Annotated in this window: 20 protein-coding genes; 13 read left to right on the top strand and 7 right to left on the bottom strand. The window is 60.5% G+C overall.

Going from position 1 to position 22,788, the window contains the following annotated elements:
• Positions 1-31: 31 nt before the first annotated feature.
• Positions 32-877: a patatin-like phospholipase family protein gene (locus KIT79_04210; protein ID MCW5828502.1), complete on the bottom strand. Its 846-nt coding sequence runs from the start codon at positions 875-877 to the stop codon at positions 32-34.
• A 130-nt stretch (positions 878-1,007) separates the two neighbouring features.
• Between KIT79_04210 and KIT79_04215 the strand changes: the two genes are divergently transcribed.
• A complete protein-coding gene (locus tag KIT79_04215; GenBank protein ID MCW5828503.1) occupies positions 1,008-1,733 on the top strand; it encodes an SRPBCC family protein in 726 nt (241 codons plus the stop codon).
• Between the two features lie 357 nt (positions 1,734-2,090).
• On the opposite strand, the gene KIT79_04220 is transcribed toward KIT79_04215, so the two are convergent.
• Positions 2,091-2,540, bottom strand: coding sequence for a DUF309 domain-containing protein (locus tag KIT79_04220; protein ID MCW5828504.1), 450 nt, complete (start codon positions 2,538-2,540; stop codon positions 2,091-2,093).
• Between the two features lie 28 nt (positions 2,541-2,568).
• Here KIT79_04220 and KIT79_04225 point away from each other — a divergent pair, with 28 nt between their 5' ends.
• The 5 genes from KIT79_04225 to KIT79_04245 all read left to right on the top strand — a co-directional run bounded on the left by KIT79_04225 (position 2,569) and on the right by KIT79_04245 (position 8,717).
• Positions 2,569-3,039, top strand: a complete 471-nt coding sequence (locus tag KIT79_04225) for a hypothetical protein (protein MCW5828505.1) — start codon at positions 2,569-2,571, stop codon at positions 3,037-3,039.
• A 65-nt stretch (positions 3,040-3,104) separates the two neighbouring features.
• Positions 3,105-4,334 carry a hypothetical protein gene (locus KIT79_04230; GenBank protein ID MCW5828506.1) on the top strand — a complete coding sequence of 410 codons (1,230 nt, stop codon included), beginning with the start codon at positions 3,105-3,107 and terminating at the stop codon, positions 4,332-4,334.
• A 59-nt stretch (positions 4,335-4,393) separates the two neighbouring features.
• Positions 4,394-6,034 carry a carbamoyltransferase gene (locus KIT79_04235; GenBank protein ID MCW5828507.1) on the top strand — a complete coding sequence of 547 codons (1,641 nt, stop codon included), beginning with the start codon at positions 4,394-4,396 and terminating at the stop codon, positions 6,032-6,034.
• A gap of 20 nt (positions 6,035-6,054) precedes the next feature.
• Complete coding sequence (locus tag KIT79_04240; protein MCW5828508.1) at positions 6,055-7,590, top strand: polysaccharide biosynthesis C-terminal domain-containing protein; 1,536 nt, start codon at positions 6,055-6,057, stop codon at positions 7,588-7,590.
• The gene (locus KIT79_04245) at positions 7,587-8,717 is read left to right on the top strand and encodes a glycosyltransferase (protein ID MCW5828509.1); all 1,131 of its coding nucleotides are present in this window, start codon (positions 7,587-7,589) and stop codon (positions 8,715-8,717) included. Before KIT79_04240 ends, KIT79_04245 begins: the two co-directional genes overlap by 4 nt.
• Here KIT79_04245 and KIT79_04250 read toward each other — a convergent pair.
• Genes KIT79_04250 through KIT79_04260 form a run of 3 tightly spaced genes read right to left on the bottom strand, consistent with a single transcriptional unit; the run spans position 8,708 to position 12,943 of the window.
• Complete coding sequence (locus KIT79_04250) at positions 8,708-9,406, bottom strand: hypothetical protein (GenBank protein ID MCW5828510.1); 699 nt, start codon at positions 9,404-9,406, stop codon at positions 8,708-8,710. The genes KIT79_04245 and KIT79_04250 overlap by 10 nt on opposite strands.
• A gap of 26 nt (positions 9,407-9,432) precedes the next feature.
• Positions 9,433-10,827 carry a sigma-54-dependent Fis family transcriptional regulator gene (locus KIT79_04255; GenBank protein ID MCW5828511.1) on the bottom strand — a complete coding sequence of 465 codons (1,395 nt, stop codon included), beginning with the start codon at positions 10,825-10,827 and terminating at the stop codon, positions 9,433-9,435.
• A 1-nt stretch (position 10,828) separates the two neighbouring features.
• Positions 10,829-12,943, bottom strand: a complete 2,115-nt coding sequence (locus tag KIT79_04260) for a HAMP domain-containing protein (protein MCW5828512.1) — start codon at positions 12,941-12,943, stop codon at positions 10,829-10,831.
• A gap of 215 nt (positions 12,944-13,158) precedes the next feature.
• On the opposite strand from KIT79_04260, the gene KIT79_04265 reads away from it, so the two are divergent.
• Positions 13,159-13,710 carry a hypothetical protein gene (locus tag KIT79_04265; GenBank protein ID MCW5828513.1) on the top strand — a complete coding sequence of 184 codons (552 nt, stop codon included), beginning with the start codon at positions 13,159-13,161 and terminating at the stop codon, positions 13,708-13,710.
• Between the two features lie 90 nt (positions 13,711-13,800).
• On the opposite strand, the gene KIT79_04270 is transcribed toward KIT79_04265, so the two are convergent.
• Positions 13,801-15,063 (bottom strand): acyl-CoA/acyl-ACP dehydrogenase, encoded by a 1,263-nt coding sequence (locus tag KIT79_04270; GenBank protein MCW5828514.1) that lies wholly within the window; start codon positions 15,061-15,063, stop codon positions 13,801-13,803.
• Between the two features lie 122 nt (positions 15,064-15,185).
• Entirely contained in the window at positions 15,186-16,679 is a 1,494-nt protein-coding gene (locus KIT79_04275; protein ID MCW5828515.1) for a hypothetical protein, read from the bottom strand.
• Positions 16,680-16,783: 104 nt separating this feature from the next.
• Here KIT79_04275 and KIT79_04280 point away from each other — a divergent pair, with 104 nt between their 5' ends.
• From KIT79_04280 to cysT, 6 genes are all read left to right on the top strand, one after another.
• Positions 16,784-17,956, top strand: a complete 1,173-nt coding sequence (locus KIT79_04280) for a VWA domain-containing protein (GenBank protein MCW5828516.1) — start codon at positions 16,784-16,786, stop codon at positions 17,954-17,956.
• An 18-nt stretch (positions 17,957-17,974) separates the two neighbouring features.
• A complete protein-coding gene (locus KIT79_04285) occupies positions 17,975-18,964 on the top strand; it encodes a 6-phosphofructokinase (protein ID MCW5828517.1) in 990 nt (329 codons plus the stop codon).
• A 243-nt stretch (positions 18,965-19,207) separates the two neighbouring features.
• Complete coding sequence (locus KIT79_04290) at positions 19,208-19,399, top strand: YezD family protein (protein ID MCW5828518.1); 192 nt, start codon at positions 19,208-19,210, stop codon at positions 19,397-19,399.
• A gap of 301 nt (positions 19,400-19,700) precedes the next feature.
• Positions 19,701-20,894 (top strand): porin, encoded by a 1,194-nt coding sequence (locus KIT79_04295; GenBank protein ID MCW5828519.1) that lies wholly within the window; start codon positions 19,701-19,703, stop codon positions 20,892-20,894.
• Between the two features lie 38 nt (positions 20,895-20,932).
• Positions 20,933-21,934: a sulfate ABC transporter substrate-binding protein gene (locus KIT79_04300; protein MCW5828520.1), complete on the top strand. Its 1,002-nt coding sequence runs from the start codon at positions 20,933-20,935 to the stop codon at positions 21,932-21,934.
• Positions 21,931-22,770, top strand: a complete 840-nt coding sequence (gene cysT / locus KIT79_04305; protein ID MCW5828521.1) for a sulfate ABC transporter permease subunit CysT — start codon at positions 21,931-21,933, stop codon at positions 22,768-22,770. Before KIT79_04300 ends, cysT begins: the two co-directional genes overlap by 4 nt.
• The last annotated feature ends 18 nt before the right edge of the window (positions 22,771-22,788 follow it).

The raw sequence follows: 22,788 nt of genomic DNA on the forward strand, positions 1-22,788 counted from the left end.
GGTGTTGTTCCGGGATGTCGAACCGGCTCAATTACTCCACGAACTTCAGGATCTCTTTTTCGTACCGTTTCGCATCCGACACGCCGAGGGCGACGGTTTCGCGGATCTTGACGGGACTCGTGTAGTCCCATTTCCGGATGGGTATTTCGGCCGATGGTGCCAGGTAAAGCCGGTTTGGTGCTTTAGGCAGAAGTTCCGGGCGTGTCGGCCGGGAAAGGAGGACCAGCACCTTTTGCTCCTGTGCCACGGGAGAAAGTGCCCGCACCGGCACGTTATCCACCAGCCCCCCGTCCACGTACGGCTGTCCATCATAGCGGTGAATATCGGTAAGCGGCGGGGTGGAAGATGCAGACAGCACCCAGGTCACGACGTCCTCCAGGGACCCGGCCTCCTGCGCCGTGACAACCCGGCTCGCCAGGCCCGGAAACGGCTCGTCCGGTCCGTGCACACGCTGGTGCTTGCGCCGCTCGTAGTTCCACGCAGCCCGCAGCCAGGTGGACACCATCGGATTGCCCTTCCGTATATAAGCCAGGAGAAACCGAACCGGTCCTGCGTCCTTCAGCCGGTCCCATGCGCCGCCAGTGAGGAGTGTCCGCAGGGCCATGCTGTACATGTCGTTGTGGGGAAAAGGCCGCTGGCCCCGAAATATCCATTCGGGATACACGTTGCGGGGGTTTTTCGAGGTCAGGTCGCAAAAGAGATTTACGGTTTCTTCCGCCTGCCCGGAAGCGGCGCAAATCGCCATCGCCGAACCGGCAGATGTTCCCGCCCACTCGTCAACCGGAGGCAGTCGGCCGCGAACGGCCTCGAACAGCCCGAGTTCCCAGAACGTACGGGCCCCTCCACCCGCAAAAACCACCGATATCCCTGATCCCATGGCCGTAGCCTCCCTGAACCAGAGGCTTCTGATCCGGCCAGTTCCGGGAGGCAAGTGCGGGTTGCACTCCGGCCGGCTTTCTGATTGGCTGGAAGCACCAACCGGGCAGGGACCAAATGGGGATTGCAGAATGAATGCGTATAACGGTGGAAGATTTGCCGCACTGCTGCTCGTGGTATTGGCGGCCGGATGTGCCTCTCCGGAAATCCGGGCAGCCGGAGCGGACAAGGAGCAGGAGGCCAGGCTCGCCCGCGGCGAAGTGCTCACCTCCTCGACCACTGACCCGCTCACGAAGGCGAACCTCGGAATCGTTACCGGTGTGATCGATTATCCGGTTGAGCAGGTATGGGCGGTCGTTTCCGATTACGACCGCTTTTCACGTTTCATCCCCCTGATGAAGGAATCGCAGGTCGTTTCGCATGAAGGGACCATGGCCACCGTCCGTGTGCTGTGGGACAATGCAAACCTGCCCATTTCGTTCATTCCGATCTCGATCCAGTACTGGTCGCATTTGCGGATCAAGACCTACCCGCGCACCTATTTCGCCGAGTTCCAGCAGATTGAAGGCAACCTGAAACGCGCCGAGGGGACATTCCTGCTGGAGCCGTTTCCGGACGCGGCCGGCAAGCGCTCCAGGGTCGTCATCAGCATCGTATTCCAGATCGGGGATATCCTTGATCTTGGAGCCAGGGGATTTTTCGAGCGCATCATGCCGTACTATGTGACCAACATGCGCCGTCACCTGACGACACTCGATCCCTCGACGGCAGAAACGAGACCGTGGGCGCAGGTGCCTCAAGTCGACATGCAGAAGCAGATTGATGCGCTCTCGGACATCGATGACGTCCTGAGGTAGTGGTTCTGCACGCCGGAGCGCTTGACAGATGCTGAACCCGCCCAATCAAAAAAAATGACCACGTCCTAAAAAAACAGTGGTAAAAGTCAACAAAATCGGTATTATTAACTCCATCGGTGAAGGGCTGATGACTGAGCAGACGCGAAACACGTCATGAAATGACGTTCGCGTGTGCACAAGAGGACACATCCAATGCCCGTTGCCAAGAAGAAACCCGCCAAGAAGAAGAAAGCCCCGGCCAAGAAGAAGAAGGCCGCTGCCAAAAAGAAGAAGAAGTAACTTCTTTCTGGTCTGAAGGACGGGTGGCCGTGCCGCATTCCAGCGGACGGTCACCCGCAGTTTTTTGTACGAACGCCGTCAGTGACGAACGTGCCGGTCCAGCCAGGAAGGGTCCGGCGGCGGCTGGGGTTCATACCCCTCGATATAGTGAATCTGCGGAAAGGTACTTTCGTCAAACCTGTCCAGACCCGCCTCGCCCAGATCGAGCATCTTCTGATAATTCTCCCGAGCCGCATGCAGGAAAAGATCGGTCCGGACCGGGGTCACCAGATGCCGGGTCCGTTCCAGTTTTTCCATTCCCCGCTCAAACAGTGCTTTCGCCCCTGAGAAAACCCGGGTCCGGATCTTGTGATAGGCCACGGCTGTCTGGATCAGGCCCTGATAATAGACCTTCTGGTCTCCTCCGGATTCGACCCAGATGTCCTCGAAAGCATCGTGGCAGCGGTGATAGTCGCCTGTGTTGAACAGCCGCACGCCTTCGTCGGCCAGGGGAGGCCACTCGATGGAAAACGGTCCGGGCTTGCTCACGGGCCGATTCTGGGGAACGCTCACTGCGATGGCAATCCCCCTGATCCGCCAAATCCTCCTGCTGGCTGCGTTCGCCGTGCTCACCACCGCCTGCAGCGGGCAGGATCGTCACGTGACCCTGGAGTTTCTTCCCGGTGAGCAGGGCCAGACGGCCGAACATCCACTCGAAATCTCCTCAGCCCCGGATGCGACGGCCTCGGTCTCGTTCCGGCTGACATCCATCGGCTCTTTCGTGGGTGATGCCTCCGTTCTGGTGTTTCCCGACCCCTTATGCCTGAACGATCTCGACGACGAGGAATCCTGTCTCGATCTTCTCTGGACACCGGAACGGCCGTACACCTTTGCCCGGCCGGGCCAGGAACGGGTCGTGACGCTGACCCTCAGCACCGAAGACGGCCTCGTAACCGAGGATGGCGTGTTCCGCATACGGATCAGCGCAGGCCCGGTGGGGCAACTGGTGGAAACGGGTGTCGATCTTTATTTCCGCATCATTCCCTGACTGCTCCTGTTGCCTCCGGATACCGGAAACGATAAGGAACCCCTTATCCTGTAAGGACAGAACTGATGTCTGCATTTCCGGAACAGATCCTGCCGCCGGTCAGCCACCGCGATATTGCCCGGCTGGTTCTCACAGCCGCCCAGGCCGATCAGGCTGTCTATTACCGCAGTGTCCGGGTGGGCGAGCAGGTTAATCTGGTCCCGTCGGCGAGCTACCCCGATAATGCCGCCCTCACTTCCCACCCCCTCATGGTGTCCCCGGCCACTGCCCTCGGCCGGTTCCTGGCCGGAACCCCGGGCGCACATGAACTGATCGACCCGCTACTGCTCGCCTCTCCCAAGGACGCGCAATTCCAGGAAGCCCTGAGAGGGTACCGCCACGGTGTCCTGCTGTCTTTCCCGGCGGCAGAAACTGATCGAAGCTGCCTGCTGGTCCTTTATAAAAACGAACAGAAACTTCCGCTCCCGGCCCTCGCGGCCATTCGTGAGCTGGTGATCCGGACCGAAACCGGAAACCGGGCGCTGACCAAGGAAACCGGCGCACCGGCGGCCGGAGAAAGCATTGCGGAACTCAAGACCCGCCTCGTCGAGGTCGAACGGATCAACCTGGGGCAGGTCGAGTTTATCGCCGGGCTTGGCCATGAACTGAAGACTCCCCTCAACTCCATCATCGGATTCGGCTCCCTGCTCGAAAAGCAGATCATGGACGAGGAACTTTCCGAGGAAATCGACATGATCATGGTCAGTGCCAACAAGCTGCTGGAGCTGATCGAGGATCTGATCGATTCCTACAAGGCTGCCGCAGGCAAGCTCGTCCTGCACCGCCAGACAGAAGACCTGAATGACGTCTTGGGCTCATCCATCGAGGCCGTTCGGGTGATCGCCGATGAAAAGGGAATTACGGTTCGCAACTACCTTGCGGGACAGATACCGAAGTTCCCGTTCGACCGGAAACGGATCCAGCAGGTGATGAACAACCTGCTCGGGAACGCCCTCAAGTTCGTCCCGCCGGGCGGCGAGATCATCGTCCGGTCGATGCTGCAGGGTGATTTCGCGCGGGTGACGGTCACCGACACGGGACAGGGGATTCCCGCCAACAGCATCGGAACCGTGTTCCAGCGTTTCAAGCAGCTCCAGGGCGCCGAAGAGCGGGATCACCACTCGGCCGGTATGGGGCTTGCCTTGTGCAAGGATTTCATCGAAATGCACGGCGGCGTGATCAAGGTTTCCAGCGAGGTCGGCCGGGGATCGGTCTTCGAGTTCACGCTTCCGCTCACGGCCGCAGCCGACGAATAGGCTCTGGCAGCGGGTACCGTTCTCTGCCGCGTTTCCGGCTATACTCTCCTCCAGCTCCTGTGCGCATTCTGGGACTTACATCTCCGGTTTCCTTCAATTCCGCAGCGGCGGCCGTCCGTGACGGCAGGCTTGTGGCCGCCGTCGAGGAAGAGCGGTTCGTTCACCTCAAGCACGCGCCCCGGATGCTCCCCAGGCAGTCAGTCAGTTACTGCCTTAACGTTCTGGAAGCAGGACTTGCGGACATCGATTGCATCGCCGTGGGTCATGAAAATTCCGGCTCACATCTTTACGGCGTGCTGAAGGCCATTTTCTCCGGCGGAATCGAACTATCCAGACTGTCGCTGGAGCAGGAACTCGCCTTCTGGACAAACCACCTGTTCGGCATGCGGAATTTCAAGGGAACCCTAGTTCCGGACAAGCGCAGACTGCGGTACTATCCGCACCATCTGTCTCATGCAGCGTCGGCGTTCTATTGCTCGGGATTCGAGCGGGCTGCAATCATGACGCTTGACGGCCGGGGCGGCTATGAAAGCGGCCTCCTGGCGTCCGGCCACGGCGCGTCAATCCGGCCCCTCGCCCATGTTTCCATCCGCCAGAGCTGGGGGCTGTTCTATGAATGGTTCACGCGGGCCCTCGGATTCCGGCACCACAGCGAGGAAGGAAAGGTCATGGGGCTGGCCGCCTACGGCCGGCCAAGCCTCGTTCCGTTCGTGGATTTTTCCGGAGAACTGCCCCGAATCGATAATAACGGAATGGCCCGCTACTTCCGCGAAATTCCGTGGCGGAAGCCCGGCGATGAGATTGCTGCGGTTCATCACGATATCGCCGCCGCCTGCCAGCATACGCTGGAGGAAGCCGGCTTGCGGATTGCCCGTTGGGTTCTTGACAGATCAGAAGCGAAGCATCTGTGCCTCGCCGGTGGAGTCGCGCTCAACTGTTCCATGAACGGCAGGCTCTGGCGCGACCTGCCACTGGAGGGGATATTCATCCAGCCAGCATCGTCCGACTCAGGTACGGCCATTGGCGCAGCAATGCTCGCCCACGTGGAAATGACTGGCGAACGGGCTCCGTTCGAGATGCGTCATGCCTACTGGGGTCCCGAATACACGGATGCCGAAGTTCTTGATGCCATCCACAAGAGCAAGGTGCCTCGTTGGGAGCGATCAGATGACATTGCTGCCGACACGGCGAAGCATCTGGCAGACGGGAAAATCCTCGCCTGGATGCAGGGCCGCATGGAGATCGGTCCCCGGGCACTGGGGGCACGGTCAATACTCGCCGATCCAAGACGGGCGGAGATGAAGGAAATCGTGAACCGGCAGGTAAAGTGGCGCGAGCCCTGGCGTCCCTTTGCCCCCAGTATACAGGAGGAACGGGTGGTGGATTACGTCTCCCATCCGGTCTGGTCGCCATTCATGATCGTGGCATTCCAGTCACTGGAGGCAGCGCGAGGAAGGATTCCGGCAGCCATCCATGTGGACGGAACGGCACGGGTGCAAACCGTCTCCCGTGAAACGAACCCGCGCTACTGGGGCCTGCTGGAGGCGTTCAGAAAGATCACGGGCGAGGCGGTGGTGCTGAACACCAGCTTCAACGTGAAGGGACAGCCGATCGTCAATACGCCTCTGGAGGCCATCTCAACACTTTATTCCTGCGGACTCGACGGCCTTGCCATCGGCAACTACCTGATCCTGAAGTAGGGGCTGGAGAGGAAACCGGGATGACACGATACCTGCTCGTTTCCCTCCTCGCACTCACGGGCCAGATTTTCTCGCTCCTGCTCCAGTTCCTCATCGCTCGGCGGTACGGGACAGTGGCATCTGTCGATGCCTGGATCGCCGCACAGGCCATTCCGGCGGTCATCTCCACCGCTGCCGGATCGCTTGGCGGACAGCTTGTCATGCCAGCCCTGATCCGGGCCGCCGAACAGGAAGGCAAGGAGGGTTTTCGCCAGGCGAGCGGCGAGTTCCTGTCGCTGTTCGCTCTGACCGGCCTCGCTGTTTCGCTACCGCTTGTCCTCGCCGCTGAGACCATTATCGGCTGGACCGTACCTGGGCTCGGAGAAGAAGCAAAGGATATGGCCGGATGGTTCCTGCGCGTGTCCGCCGCAGGTCTTCCGGCGGGAATCGTGTTCGTGTTCTTCGCGCAGGCAGCACAAACACGGGAACGGTTCCTGATTGCCCCGGTCGTTTCTGTACTGATGCTTGCCGGCCAGTTCGGTGCATTCCTCGCCGCTCCCACTGGCCGCGAACTGCACTGGGTCATTTCCGCCCAGGCACTCACCGCCTGGCTCGGTCTTCCCCTGATTGCCTTCCTCGGACTCGACTGGAAACCGGCGCCCAGACTCCGGCCAGGAAACGCTGCAATGTCCCTCATTCGCCGGTCCGTACCCGCACTCGTGATCGTCGCCTCGGTCCGCATCAACCATGCTGTGGATAACTACTTCGCTTCGGGACTTCCTGAAGGTCATCTGGCCGCCCTTGGCTACGCTGTCCGGTCGACGGCGATCCTCCAGGCGGCAGTGGCGGCCCCGATCATGTCGGTCGTATTCGCGGGGCTGGCGAAATCCGCCGCTCGCGGAGAGTGGGACCAGTTTGCCTCTGACGCCGGGCTCGCCGCCCGCCGGTCACTGTTCATATCAATGATGCTGGCCGTTCTGATGGCCGGCCTCGGAGCCCGGATATCGGTGCTGTTTCTGGGATGGGGTGCACCGTTCGATGGCATATCACGATTGGCCTGGTGCCTCGTCGTGCTCTCCGGCATTACCGCCTTTGCCGCATGGGGAAGCCTGCTCGCCCGCGTCTGCTTTGCAGCTTCACTGGACCGGCTGGCGGTCGTCTATCTCGGTATTATTCCGGTGATATTCAACCTCGTCATGGACTGGCTTCTGGTGGAGCCATTCGGCGTCATCGGACTTGCCGCTGTCACCAGCCTGAACGCCGTTCTGGGTCTGCCACTGCTGGAGCGGACGTTACGGAAGAAAGGCCGGATCGCCGGAGGGTTCTACCTGCCGTTCTTCCGCCTTGTCCTGTGTGCCGGTATCACCGGAGCTGCACTGTGGTTCTGTCCGCCGGTAATTGCCGATGGCACCCTGACACTGACAGCCGAGATCATCCTGCTTGGCATCACCGGAGCCGTACTGTTCCTGATACTGGCAGGACTGCTGGGGGACGATACTCCCCGGTACCTGGTGGACAGGTTTCGCCGGAAATTCAGCGGCGAGGAACTGGCCACCGCGGAGGCCGCCACGCCATGAAACGCCGCCGGATTGCGCAGGTCGTCAGTTCGCTTGCGCTGGGTGGTGCCGAGCGGTGCGCCCTGGAACTGGCCGCCCGCCTCGACCGGTCACGCCATGATTCAACCCTTCTGGTGGCAGGTGAAACCGCCAGCGGCCCGCTTGCCGAAATCGCCGCCCGGCAGGATCTCCCCATCCGGACAGTGCAGTTCCGCTCACTCAGGCATCCGGCGGACTGCGCACGGTATATCGCCACGCTTCGGGACTTTGATATCGTCCACGTCCACAACCGCCCACTGGACTATCAGACGGCCGCGTTGCTCGCCGCCGCTCCGCCGCTTCTGAAAAGGCCCCGGTTTTTCTGGACCTGTCATCTCCCCTATCCGGATCTTACCCGCTCAACCCGGTTCCGTTACCGAATGACGGCCCGGACCGCCCGGGACACCATTGCGTGTTCCCCGGCAGTTGCGCGTCACCTGACTGGAACGATCGGAATTCCCGCCACATCTGTCCATACGCTGACCAATGGGGTCGATCTGGACAGATACCATCCCCTGCCGCCGTCAGAGCGGAACCGGATTCGCCAGTCCATGAACTGCGAAGGAAAGACCGTAATCATCTCGGCCGGTCGGCTCACTGCCCAGAAGGGATTTGACCGGTTCCTGTCGGCGCTTGCCCTCCTTGCCAGCCACGAAAACCTTCCTCCGTGGGAAGCCTGGATCGCCGGCGGCGGACCCGAGCATGACCGGCTACGCGAGCTGATTCCCGGCTTGCGGCTGGAGTCACAGGTCCGCCTGCTTGGACCGCGGATGGACCTCCACCACCTGCTGGCGGCAGCCGACCTGTTTGTGCTGCTCTCGCGGTTTGAAGGACTCCCCCTGGCCCTGCTGGAAGCACTCGCCTGCGGGCTTCCGGCGGTCGTCTCCGGAATCCCGGCCTTCTCGCTGCTGGAAGCTGATGATGCGGTTTCCGTATCTCCGGACAGCGCGGATGAACTGGAAATCGCCACCGGAGCCACCAAATACATCCGGTCACTGGTGATGGACCCAGCAGAACGGGAACGGCGGGCCCGCAAGGCCCGCCAACTCGCGGAAAGCCGCTACGATATCCGCATGTGGGTGAAAGCCCACGAGCAGCTTTACGGCTGACGGGACTGGGCCGGTTCGCTTTCTGATGACAGCGGTTTCGACGCCGGTTTTCCCGGGCAGGCCATTGGCGACCCGTCGTCATCAAAGGCGGCAATGCACCGGACCTTGCTGACCGGTTCCAGTTCGACAGCAGCCATTTCTTCGCCAAGGAGTTTCCCGATCGCGGCCAGCAGGAGCTGTTCGCGGTAGCCGATAGAGGCGGTTTCTCCACCACCCGGCGCCTGCCGTGCCGGGACAATTTCGGCCAGCAGGGTGCGTGGATGCTCGGTCGTTGGAACCAGCCGGAGCACCGGAATCAGCACCTTCTCGCGGATGTACGCCTTGACCCGCACCTGTCCGTCTCCGGCGGGAGTGCAGGAAAGATGGATCGTGTAACGGGAAAACGCCGGGAAATCCGTCTCCGGCTCCGACTTCATCCATCCCAGCCGGAAGACCGTCAGGCTGTCGGCCGTCAGTTCGTCGGTCCGGATGAAGCAGGCCTGCCGGTCAGTAAAGGCGATGGGGAAGTTTTCCAGCGCGAGCATCATCGCGTTCCAGACATCGTCACGGCTCGCGTTAAACACCCGGACATTATCCCACACGCCGCGGTCATACTCGGCGTACCTGGCGTAGCCCAGTCCGCATCCTGACAGAAACATCGTGGATATCGCGGATGCCGCGAACATTCTGATCCGTGCAGATATGTGCATGACAAGTGTCTCCATCCCGGAGTGCTTCAGGCACTCTTCAGGATTCCGTACTCCTTCAGCTTCCGCCAGAGGGTATTGCGGCCAATGCCCAGCCGGCGTGCCGTCTCCACCTGGTTATGCTGGCAGGCGGTATAGGCGTTGAGAATATGGGTCTTTTCGGCTTCGGCGAGGGGGATCACCTGGTCTGGCGATGACGCGGGCGGCCCGCCAGCAGCCGCGGATTCTCCGCCCGAACTGCCATTTTCTCCTTCTTCGCCGATATCCACACCAATCTCGGACGGCAGATCCCGCAACTGGAGTTCATCGGATGCGGCCAGTACGGCCGCATGCCGGATCGCATTCTCCAGTTCACGGATATTGCCGGGCCACGAATACCCGGCGAGTGCCTCAAGTGCATCCCCGGATATGGCCGCCGACTGGGACTTACGTTCCCTGGCCCAGAACTGCTGGGCAAGCTGGCGGATATCGTCGCGCCGTTCACGGACCGGCGGTAGCGGGATTTCAATCACACGGAGCCGGTAGTAAAGATCCTCACGAAAGGCGCCTTCGCTCACCATCTGCTTCAGGTTCCGGTGGGTAGCGGCAATGAGCCGGACGTCGATGCGGATCGTGCGATTGTCCCCGACCCGCCGGATTTCGTTCTCTTGCAGCACCCTGAGCAGCTTTACCTGAAGCGCCAGCGGCATGTCGCCGATCTCGTCCAGAAAGATGGTTCCCTTGTCGGCTTCCTCGAACAGTCCCTTCTTGGTGGCATGTGCACCGGTAAATGCTCCCTTGGCATGGCCGAACAGCTCGCTCTCCAGCAACGCCTCCGGCAGGGCGCCGCAATTGATGGCCACGAAGGGCGACTCACCCCGCGGCGAGTTGGAATGGATGGCGCGGGCGAAGAGCTCCTTGCCGGTACCCGATTCACCCAGCAGCAGTACCGGCGCATCCGACCCTGCTACCCGCTGGGCGAGATCAATGGCCCGTTGCATGGAAGCCGAGGAGCCGACGATATGCTCGAATCCCTTGCGGAGTCCGACCTGGTTCTTGAGGCGCGTGACCTGCGTGATCAGCGAGTGCCGGTTCAGCGCAAGATTGACAACCTTGTTGAGATCCTCGGGCTTTACTGGCTTGGTGAGGAAATCGAATGCGCCCATCTTCATGGCTTCGACCGCAAGCCCGATGGTCCCCTCACCGGTGAGCAGGATGACTTCGACCGGGTACTGGAGCTCCTGCACCTTCTTCAGGACATCAAGACCGGTGAGCGGCTCCATCCGGTAGTCGGTGACGACCACTTCAGGAGCCATATCCTCGATCACCCTGAGCGCCGCTTCTCCGTCCGAAGCAGTCGTGACCTCATGGCCCGCCTTTTTCAGGAAGATCGTCAGCGCGAGCAGGCTTGATGGCTCGTCATCAACCAGCAGGATATGGGCCACTTCAGGTATCTCCTTGCCTGGGAAGCAGAATGGTGAATCGTGTCCCTTTTCCGGGGGCCGAGTCCACCTCGATGGCGCCCCCATGGGCTTCGATGAACCGGCGGGCGATGGCGAGACCCAGTCCCGTACCCTTCTTCTTGGTGGTGAAAAACGGCTCGAATACCCGGTCCTTCATTTCCGGCGGGAGACCCTTGCCCGTGTCGGACACCTCGAAAACGGTCACAAGCCCTTTCAGGCGTCCGCTTGCCGCCCCGGCGGGAGCGACCTCACCCCGGGCTTCCAGCCGGATCACGCCCCCCTCGCTCATTGCCTGCAATCCGTTGATGCCGATATTGATCAGCACCTGCTCCATCTGGTCCTCGTCAAAGGGAACCGTCTCCGGCAGATCCTTCACTGATACCTCGATGGTTTTCCCGGCGGCGGCCTCGTTCTGCTTGAGAACAGCGGCGATGCCCTCCAGGAAAGCCCGGACATTCACATGCGACAGCTTGATCTCCCGCGGCCGTGCATAGGCGAGAAAGTCGGTCAGGATGTGGTTGAGGCGGTTGGTTTCCTTCCTCAGGACCCCGAACAGGGCCTTTTTCTCCTCCTCGGAAAGTTCCGTGGCGTTCTCCGGATCAAGCAGATGGGTCGTCGTCACCAGTGAATTGAGCGGATTCCGTATTTCATGTGCAAGTACCGCTGACATCTGCCCCACAAACGCCATCCGCTCGGCTTCGATCGCCTTGGAACGGGAGTCGGCAAGATTCATGGCCATCCGGTTGAACGCACGGGCCAGCTTCCCCAGTTCATCCCCCCGGTCCACTTCCACTGCGACTGCCTGGCTTCCGGCCCCCATGCTCTCCACCGCTTCAGTGAGGGTTTCCAGGGGTTGCGTAATGGACTGGGAAACCCGCCAGGCGGTCGCCACGATCAGTACGGCAATCAGCACCACCACAAATCCGGCAAACAGCCAGACCCGGACACCCTGTTGGAAAATCGGCTTGATGGCAGCCATGGCCCCTTCCGAGAAAACACGGGCCGGTGCACCCAGGTACAGCGTCCAGCCCATCGATTCGATCTTGTGGAATGCGACCAGTTGCGGCCCATCGCCGATATCCACCTCGAAGGAGCCGATTCCCGCCGCCAGGCGTGCCCGCTCGCGCATCAGGCCGCCGGCCTCGTCGACCGGCAGCATGACCAGCTCATGCCCGGCGGATCTAGCGCCGGATTTGGGTAGTCCGGCCGCATGAACCGAGTGGCTTGCCCCCACGAGCCTTTCGTTCTGGTCATAAACCCGGACAAATCCGCCCCTGTCACCCGGTTCCACCAGTAGCGGGGTAATCCGTTCCAGGGGGATATTCACCGCCAGCATCCCCAGAAACTCGCCCGACCTCACCCACAGCGGGGCGGCAAACGTCAGCACCCAGGCTCCACCCAGCGGATCAAGATGGGTGCCAATCAGCCGGATGTGGCGGTCCGGATTCTCTCCTGGCAGAACCCGCCGGTAGGACTCCAGCTGCCGGAAATCAAAGGCCGGGTCGAGGCCTGCAATCCGTCCGGAGGCGTCGGGATCAGACGGCGGATAACGCAGCAGCAGCGAGCTTGTCGTGACAATATAGGCCGCCGACGCCGACGGGTTTGAGCGGACCCACTGCGAGAGAAATCCCTCGGCCGAAACGAGCCGTGGAATCTCGTTCCGTACACCGTCGGGCAAGGTCTGTCCCCATGCAGGATAGAGATAGACCGGGCGCAGGTCGTCGGGGTTGGGTGAAGCCCATATCCCGCTGGAGCGGCGGACCAGTTCCACAGGCCGGAGTCCGGACTCCCGGCGCGTGGAGCCTGACAGGACATCCTCTATCTGGTCCTGCACGCGCCTCAGGTCGGCGAGCATCAGCTCAAAATGCTGGGAGACCCGGGTGGCCTCGGACCTCGCCAGTTCGCGGAAGTTTTCCTCGGCAAGGTTCTTCACGATCCGGAGGCCGGATTCGAACGACATCCGCTGGAGCACATAGACGGTGTCGGCCACCACCGCCGCGATGACTCCCAGCGGCAGGATGGAGATGGAGAAGAACAGGGCCACGAGCCGGTACCGGATAGGGATAAACCTGTTCATTTTGCGGAAGTCGAAGGACATCGGCCTCAATATACCTGTTCTATTTCCGTATTCACTCCACCTTGGCACACGCGTCCTGTTCCATGTGAGAGCACTGTCCTAATCTGGAGTTCCGGTGTCTTGATATAACATATTGATATTATTGAATTATTCAAGTTGGCACGACTGTTGTATTACAAAAACCAGTTACCCTCGAAGGCCCATGTGGGGCCAGTGCAAGGAAAAGGGAAAAGGTCATGCGGAACAACAAATTCAAAACCCTCATCTTCGTCGGATTCCTGGCGGCAACGGCTTCGGGCTGTGTCGGACCGGCCCTGCTCGCGGGTTCACTGGTGGGCCCGACTGCGGCGACCGTGAGCACGACCGCGATGATGATCAAGGCCAGCGAAACAATGACGACCACCCAGTGGTACGACGGTATCGACTCACTCGACAAGAACAGCGATCCCGCGGCCCTGCGCCTGGCGCGGCTGCAGGAAGCCGCCCGCGAAATCGAGAGCCGCATCGGAGTGCCCGTGAGCCCGATCGAGGTCGAAATCCTGGCGACTCTCTACCAGGCCCGGAATGCCGATCTGGAGACTTTTGCCCGTGACCGCCGCCTGAGCCGTGCGCAGATCGAAGGTGCCCTGAAAACGCTGCGCGAAAAGGGACTGGTCAGCATGGCTGACCGCCCCGGCCGTTCCGGCGGATTTGAAGCCACCATGACCACCAGGGCCGCCATGCTGGGTAACCCCCTGGAACCGGCTCGTGGCGGGCACCCGCCGGTCTATGTGATGGCCGCCGAATAAGCGTCCCGCAGACCCGCCCTCCCCGAAAATCCGAAGGCCCCCGGAAAAACTCCGGGGGCCTTCGGGCTTCTGACAACCGTGCGGCTGGTGTCACGCGTACAGCGGAGGGATCTGGCCAGTACGCATCACCTCCCGGGCGATGGTGTTCTGCTGGATCTGGTTGGTGCCGCCGCCAATCTCGATCAGTTTCGCGTCACGGGCGTGCATTTCCACTTCGGCATCCTGCATGTAGCCGAAACCGCCCATGATCTGCACCGCGTCCATGGCGACTTTCGTCGCCGCCGGCGCACAGTAGAGCTTGTCGGCGCAAGCGATCTCCATCGGAACCCGCTCGCCACGAACCTGGTAATCGAGCATCCGGAGATGCCAGTTCTTCACGTTCTCCCGGATCGTCAGCATGTCGGCCAGCATCCACCGGAGGCCCTGGAAATCACCGATCTTCTGGCCGAACTGCTCGCGCTCACGCATGTATTTGAACGTGAGTTCGCAGCACCGGTCTATGATGCCGAGGCACATGGTCGCCGTTCCGGTGCGCTCGCTGGAGAACACATCCCGGGACTGCTCTTTGGCCTGCTCCTTTGCCTTTTCGCCGAGTAGCTGGTTGAGCGGGATCTTCACGTTATCAAGGAACACCTCGCCCGTCGGGGAGGAGTGCATCCCCATCTTCCTGAACGGCTTGGATGCCTCGAAGCCGGGTGTGCCCTTTTCGACAATGAACGCCTGGATTGGTGTGTCGCGGCTGACGCCCTGCCCCTCGTCAATCTTGGCGTAAATCACGAAGTAGTCAGCGAATGGCGCGTTGGTGATGAAAGTCTTGTGGCCGTTCAGCACCCACCAGTCGCCGTCACGACGGGCGGTGGTCCGCATCGAACCGTAGGCGTCAGAACCCGCCCCCGGTTCGGTCATGCCCCAGGCGCCGATTTTCTCCATCTTGAAGATGGGGAGACCGTATTTTTCCTTCTGCCACAGGGTTCCCTTGTTCATGATCGACTGACCATAGAGTCCCAGCGTCGCGCCGAACGAGAGGGCGATGCCCGGACACACCCGTGCCAGTTCAATGCCGAGTATCGAGCTCATCGCCGGGTCGTTACCGCCCAGCATCGAGCCGCCCTTCTTTTCCGCATCATCACCCGCTTCTCCGGCAGCCTTGGCCGCTTCGCGCTTCTTCATTTTCTGGAATGCGCTTTCGGCCATGCTGGTCACGCCAAACGTGGTGAGCAGTTTTTTCATCAGCGGATAGGGTGGATCTTCCGGGTGGTTCTCATGGTGAATCACGTGGGGCCGGATCTCCTTGTCCATGAACTGCCGGATCGCCATCTGAGCCATTCTGTGCGTGTCTTTGTACTGGAACATGATCGGTCTTCTCCTTACTTGATCAAAATGAATGACCGTTCAGTCAATCAATGCACGGTTGCCGCATTTTGTCAATTCCGGCAATGAGCAGGGTTCAGGAACATGGATACAGTTTATGGGGTTTAGTGATCTTCCGAAGGGATAGTCGTGCCGTCCACCGGGGAAGCGGCATCCGTTTCTTCCGGTCCCTCCGGCTCCCCGGCCGTATTGTTTCCCTCAGAAGGCTGACGCCGCCGCGACCGGTAGGTGCCAATCACCGGCGGAGTGGTGAAAACAGGCTCGATGATCGGCCTGACGGCGGGAATCCGCGGCAGCGGCGGAACGGCCGATGCCTCAACCTCGATATCGGCATCGTCATCCGACGGACGAAGACTCTGCCGGGCCGATTCGAGAGCGGACGAAAAGGCGCTTCGCCCGTAACGCACCAGACCATCGAAGTCGAAGTCAGGGCTCCACCACGGCCCGGAAATGAACCGACGGGCGGCCTGTGCATCCTCTTCCCGGCTATCGCGGAAGTAGGAGAAAAACAGCAGGTCACTGCGCCGGGCCAGCTCGGGCCAGGTGTGGTACCGGCCGCCCGCCGGACCGGACCGGCCCAGATCAAGACCGAAATCGAGATGCCGGGGACCGAAATATCCACGGAACGTCCAGAGCGGATCGTCAGGGCTTATCCGCTCAATCCGGTAGTCCCAGGGCGTTCCCCCGCACAATCGCCCACAAACAATGTCATCGGCATCCACGGCGGATCGTTCGGTTCCAGTAATGAGGTAGTGCCGTCGGGCCGGGAATGGTGTTGCCCGTATGCGCCGGCGGTAGTCGAGAGGAAGGTCGGGGTAAAGCTCGTGGGAACGGGCGGCGGAAACGACCTGTGCCCTCCCCGCCCTCGGCCAGGGAATATCAGCCCCGAATATATAGGTCCGGTGTGCGCCATGCTGGGACAGCACAAGGGCCACCGGAATCTGTTTCTCGTCCAGCACAACCCAGACGATCGCGTGCAGGTCAACCGGACGCCAGGCGGCCGGATCACCGGCCCGGCCAAGCAGCTTCTGCGTGTCAATGAGTCCCTCGGGAAGTCCGTCCGGCGCAAAGACAAACTGGTAGCGGAGAAAGATCCAGGGAAGCTGCGGGCCGTCTTCGGCGAGGCGTACGTTTTCGTATTCAACGGCGGCGAGCGAACGGGCGCAGCCGGTATCACCACTACAGGTGGGGCCCGGCGCCGGATACAGTGACCGGCCGTGTCCTTCGGCCAGGCAAATCCCGTCCTGATCCGGCAATGCCTTCAATGTTTCCCGGCGCGCATCAGCGGCAAGGCGCTGTCCGGTCCGGCAGTCCACAGGGTGCCGGGTTGCCAGATAGCCGGTATCGGGAGCCAGCGGACCCGTTGATCCTCGCGATACCACCAGCAGGGGCTTGTGCGTTTCCAGGAGCGCCTGTTCGTCTTCCGGCGGCAGCGGCCCCCATTCGGGCCGGGCGAAGCGCTCCGAAGCCCGGTCCATCCGGTCCAGATAGTCCCGTCGGGCTTCCAGCGTCTGCCAGCGGAAAACCGATTTCAGTGCGAATGCGGCCGCCAGGGGAAGCAAAAGAATGACGGCCGCCGTAATGAGCGCTTTCTTCACGGCGATGAGCCTAACGGGAGCGGGCCTCCGGAGCCAAACTTCATGTCAGACCCCTGTCGGCAACACTCCCTCCACGCGCTACACTCCTGTCCGGAAGGAAATCCGTGTTTACCGATTTCTACTACACGCTCCGCGGCCATGAAGTCCCGGTCACACCGACCGAGTGGCTGACTTTCATGCATGCATTGTCAACAGGGTCCGTGCCCCCGACGATGGAAGGCTTCTATTCGGTGGGCCGCGCCCTGATGGTGAAAAACGAGGGAGACTTTGACCGCTGGGACCGGGCATTTCTCGAGTATTTCAAGGACGTGGAAAGCTCGGATGACATGATGGCAAAAATACTCGCCGGCCTTAAGGCCGTTCCGCCGAAAGAACTGACCGAGGCAGAAAAGGCACTGATCGAGCATCTCGATCTTGAGCAGATCCGGGCGAACTTCGAGAAGCAGTACCGCGAAGGGCATTTCAGGGAACACGTAGGCGGAAGCAAGCGTATCGGCACCGGTGGCACGTCCACGCAAGGAAACAGCGGCTTCAACAAGGCGGGCGTACGGGTGGGGGGCGACGGCCGGCTCCGCCGGGCAGTACAGATCGCCGGTGAGCGCAAGTTCCGCGACTATGCGGGCGACCGGGTGATCGACATCCGGACCGTGCAGCTTGCGCTCCGCCGTCTCCGGAAACTGGTGCCTACGGGACCGGAGGACGAACTCAACCTCGACCGGACCATCGACGCCACCGCGAAGAATGCCGGGGATATTGATCTCGTCTGGCAGCAGCGCAAGCTGCCGGGCGTCCGGCTGGTGCTGCTGATGGATTCGGGCGGCAGCATGTGGCCGCACGCCGAGCTGGTGGAGATACTGTTCTCGGCCGCGAAGGGCCTGTTCAGGGAGGTCGAATTCTTCTATTTCCACAACATGGTTTACGATCAGGTCTGGAGGAGTTTCCGGACGGGCGAGAAAGTCCGGACGGCGGAACTCATTCATGACCGGGTTCCCGAAACCAAGATCCTCTTTGTCGGCGACGCCGCCATGGCCCTGTCAGAACTGCTCTCCGTCAACGGCGCCATTGACTACTTTGCCCGTAACGAACCGGGCATCCGGTGGCTCACCCGGTTCCGCGACAAGTTCCGTCATGTGGCATGGCTGAACCCGGAGCCGGTCGAGAACTGGCACTATGCCGATTCAACGGCACGCATCGCCCAGATGATTCCGATGTTCCCGCTCACGCTGGAAGGACTCGAGGATTCCGTCCGGGAACTGACACAAGGACGGGGGCGGTAAGACCGGAAGCCTTTTCCCATGCCTGAAGCGATACGAAACATCGGCGTCCTGACCAGCGGCGGAGATGCCCCTGGCATGAATGCCTGCATCCGGGCAGTGGTGCGATCGGCCTCGCGCCTCCGGATCGGGGTTTTCGGGATCGAGCGCGGTTTTCAGGGTCTTATTGACCGCTCGATCAGACCGCTCGGCGACGCCGATGTGTGGAGTATCGGGGGGCTGGGCGGCAGCATCCTTGCTTCCAGCCGGTCGGACCGGTTCCGCACGCCAGAGGGCAGGAAGGAGGCCGCCGCATTTCTCCGTAGCCGCGAGATAGACGGGCTCGTCGCCATCGGCGGTGACGGCACGTTCACGGGCGCCCGGCTTCTGGAGGACGAGACCGGCATCCGCGTGATGGGTTGCACCGGCACCATCGACAACGACCTGGCAGGCACCGAGAGCACGATCGGCTTCGATACGGCCGTCAACACGGCGCTGGACGCCATCGACCGGATCCATGATACCGCCGCCGCCATGCAGCGGCTGTTCTTTGTGGAGGTCATGGGCCGCCACGCTGGTGATATCGCCATCTATTCAGGCGTCGCCGGCGCTGCCGACGTGGTGCTTTATCCCGAGGACCGGACCCATACCCTCGACACGATCTGCGAATATGTGAACCGCGAGATGTCCCGCGGACACCGCACGATCCTGATCGTAGTGGCCGAAGGCGACGAACTGGGCGGAGCCGAATACATGAAGAACGAGGTTTCCAGGCGTACCGGCGTTCCCGCCTGGGCGACCGTGCTCGGACATATCCAGCGGGGTGGTAAACCAACCGCACGCGACCGGATCATCGCCACCCTCTCGGGCGAGGCGGCTGTCGAAGCCCTGGCCGAAGGAAAGTCCCGCATGATGGTTGGTGTCCGGGGGCTTTCACCAGTACTGGTTCCATTCGATGAGGCTCTTCTGGCCACACATCGGGTTCCCGAGGCCATGCTCCGGCTGGTCAGGCGGGCCGCCAAAGGCGGATAATTCTCTTTATTTTCCGATAGTTATAATATTATTCGACAACTATCTTGACAAATCTAACCATTTTAAACATATATAATCTTGTGATGTATGTATATTTAACAGTTTGTCCGTGTCCCATCGGCGAAACCGGCAGCACCCCGCAGCCCTGTTTCGCCACCCACGCACCGGCAAGATGAGTATGAGCATCACCATGTGAATCCCTTAACTCCTCCTTCAATGGGAACGACGAGGCAACCTGAAACCATGGGCACCGAGCCTTCCAAGGAACCCCGGCTGGCAACAGACCGGGATCACACGGAAACCATCGAACGAGTCCGCCGTGCGCTGGACGGACTGAGCTACGGCTCGGTGGAAATCACCGTACACGACGGACGGGTGGTACAGATCGAACGCAAGGAAAGAGTCCGCTTCAATGCAGGCCACAGCAAGAGCTGAACTGCAAGAACGCGCAAACAAAAAATAAAACTCTCCGTCATCAACGGCAGGAGAGTATCCGTAAAAACGGCCGGACCACCGGAGGCTAGCGGGTAGAAATCAGGGAACTTTCATCAATGCTAGCTTCGGCCAACAGACCCATACTCGCTGTTCTGGCGAGCATTTTCACAATCACCCAGATCCAGACCTCATTGGCCAATGAGCCCGCCGCCACGACAGAGCGTATTGAGGCGCTGGACCAGAAGATCCGGATCATCGAGCGTCAGCGGGAGCTGGATGCAGAGAGCCAAAAAAACCTGAGGTGCATGTCACCGTTAGTGGAAAAGACGGTTTTTCGATCCGATCGACTGACGGCGATTACCGGCTACGCATCCGTGGCTACATTCAGGCCGATGCGCGCCATTTTGTGGAAGATGACGCCAACAAGGGAGTCAGTTCGTTCCTGCTCCGAAGAGTCCGGCCCATTATCGAGGGAACAGTGGCGAAGCATATCAAATTCCGCATAATGCCCGATTTCGCAGGCAGTCAGCTTTCCTTGCAGGACGCCTATATCGAACTGGACTACTTCAAGGCTGCGGTGCTTCGGGCCGGAAAGTTCAAGGCTCCGTTCGGACTTGAGCGGCTTCAAAGCGCAACCGCACTGATCTTTCCAGAACGGGCCTTCCCGACAGGTCTTGCTCCAAACCGTGACATTGGTATCCAACTTGGGGGAGATATCGCCAAAGGCGCGTTGAACTATGCCGTCGGTATCTTTAACGGCGTCACTGACGGCGGCAGTGCAGATATTGACACAAATGAGGACAAGGAGTTTACCGGCCGGGTATTCCTGTACCCATTCCGGTTAGTCGAGATCGAAGCGCTTAACGACGTGGGCGTCGGTTTCGCTGGCAGTTATGGCGACCAAAAGGGTTCCAATACTGCGCCAGGGCTGTCGATGCAGCGCTCTCCCGGACAGCTCACCATATTCCGCTATCTGGCAGGAAATACCCCGCCGGAACCTGTTGTCGCCAATGGTACCCGCTACCGTCTTTCACCGCAGGGTTATGCCTATGTAGGCCCGGTCGGCGTATTCGGTGAATACGTCTACTCGTCACAAGAAGTTGTGACCGATTTCGGGAATCCCGCAACTCAACAACGTACATTCGGCCACCATGCCTGGCAGGCAGCGGCTTCTGTCGTACTGACCGGTGAACGTGCATCCTACCAGGGCGTGAACCCCTCTAACCCATATGGAGCAGTTGAACTGACAGGGCGTGTTCATCAGCTCCGGATAGACAAAGACGTGTTTCCGGCATTTGCCAATCCAGTCGCCTCTATCTCCAAGGCAACGGCCTGGGGCGCAGGGCTGAACTGGTACATCAACCGCCATCTCCGGTATTCAACATCCTACGAGCAAACCTTTTTCAAAGGTGGTGAAGCAGGTGTAGCCCCAGTTCCGTTCAGCAACCGCGAGAACGAAAAAGTCTGGTTTAACCGTGTACAGGTCTCATTCTGATAGCAGCCGTCGTTTTACCCTAGAAAAGGAACCCCGAAATGAAACTCAGCACTCTTTATAAGACCATAGTTGCAGCCATAGCATTCTTCACCAGCAATGCGTACGCCCAGCAGGAGATCCTCAACGTCTCCTATGATCCTACGCGTGAGCTGTACCTGGAGTACAACGCCGAGTTCCAGAAATACTGGAAAAGCCAGGGGGGCGGGGACATCCGCATCCGGCAGTCGCACGGCGGCGCTGGCAAGCAGGCGCGGTCGGTCATCGATGGCCTGCAGGCCGACGTCGTGACGCTGGCGCTTTCATACGATATCGACGAGATCGCTGCAAAGGCCAAGCTGTTTCCAGCAGACTGGCAAAAGCGGCTCCCGCACAACAGTGCGCCTTACACGTCCACCATTGTGCTCCTCGTCCGCAAGGGGAACCCCAGGCAGATCAGGGACTGGGATGATCTGGTAAAACCCGGTGTGGGTGTCATCACGCCAAATCCGAAAACTTCCGGCGGTGCACGCTGGAACTATCTGGCCGCCTGGGAGTTCGCCCGCCGCAAGTATGGAAGCGATGAAAAGGCGAAAGAGTTCGTCGCCGCCCTCTACAGGAACGTACCGGTCCTCGATTCCGGCGCCAGGGGATCGACCACGACCTTTGTCCAGCGGGGCATTGGCGATGTATTCATCTCCTGGGAAAACGAGGCGTTTCTGGCCATCCGGGAGTTCGGTGCCGACAAACTGGAGATCGTGGCGCCGAGCGTCAGTATTCTCGCCGAGCCTCCGGTAACCGTGGTAGACCGGGTGGTAGACCGGAAGGGAACCCGGAAAGTCGCGGAAGCCTACCTGAACTACCTGTATTCGGACGTGGGCCAGGATCTCGCCGGAAAACACTTCTACCGCCCCCGCAGTGAACAGGCGGCGGCCAAATACGCTCACCAGTTTGTGAAGATTCCGCTGTTTACCATCGACGAGGCGTTCGGCGGATGGCAAAAGGCGCAGAAAGACCATTTTGCCGACAACGGAACTTTCGACCAGATATACCTCAGAAAATGACCGCAGCCTCAACACGATGGAAAGAGCGAAGCGTGATCCCCGGATTCGGGCTCACCATGGGTTTTACGATCCTGTACTTGAGCCTGATCGTGCTCGTGCCCCTTTCGACCGTTTTCCTGAAAACCGCGACTCTCAGCTGGAATACTTTTTCCGAAACGGTCTTTTCCGAGCGGGTCATCGCATCTTACAGGCTCACTTTCAGCACGGCCCTCGGTGCGGCCCTGCTGAACGCCCTGTTCGGAACCCTGGTCGCCTGGGTTCTGGTGCGGTACGAGTTCCCCGCAAAAAAGCTGGCCGATGCGATCGTAGACCTTCCATTCGCACTTCCGACGGCGGTCGCGGGCATCTCGCTCACAGCCATCTATTCGGCAAACGGCTGGATGGGCCGGCATCTGGAACCGCTCGGTATCAAGGTCGCCTTCGCGCCACTGGGCATCATGGTCGCCCTGACCTTCATCGGCCTGCCATTCGTCGTGCGAACCGTTCAACCGGTTCTTCAGGATCTCGACACAGAGGTGGAAGAGGCCGCCTTAAGCCTGGGAGCGAACCGGCTGCAGACGTTCTGGCGAGTGATCCTCCCGGGCCTGTGGCCGCCGATCCTCACGGGTTTTGCGCTCAGTTTCGCCCGGGCACTTGGCGAATACGGTTCCGTGGTCTTTATCTCCGGCAACATGCCGATGAAAACCGAGATTACCGCACTTCTCATCATGACCAAGCTTGAGCAGTTCGAATACGCCGAGGCGACGGCCATAGCGATGGTCATGCTGATTGCCTCGTTCGTCATGCTGCTGGTCATCAACCTGCTTCAGTGGTGGGCCGCCAACCGGCACGCTTGAGGAAAGGGGAGCACAGGG

Source organism: Deltaproteobacteria bacterium, assembly GCA_026129095.1.
Lineage (GTDB): Bacteria > JAGRBM01 > JAGRBM01 > JAGRBM01 > JAHCIT01 > JAHCIT01.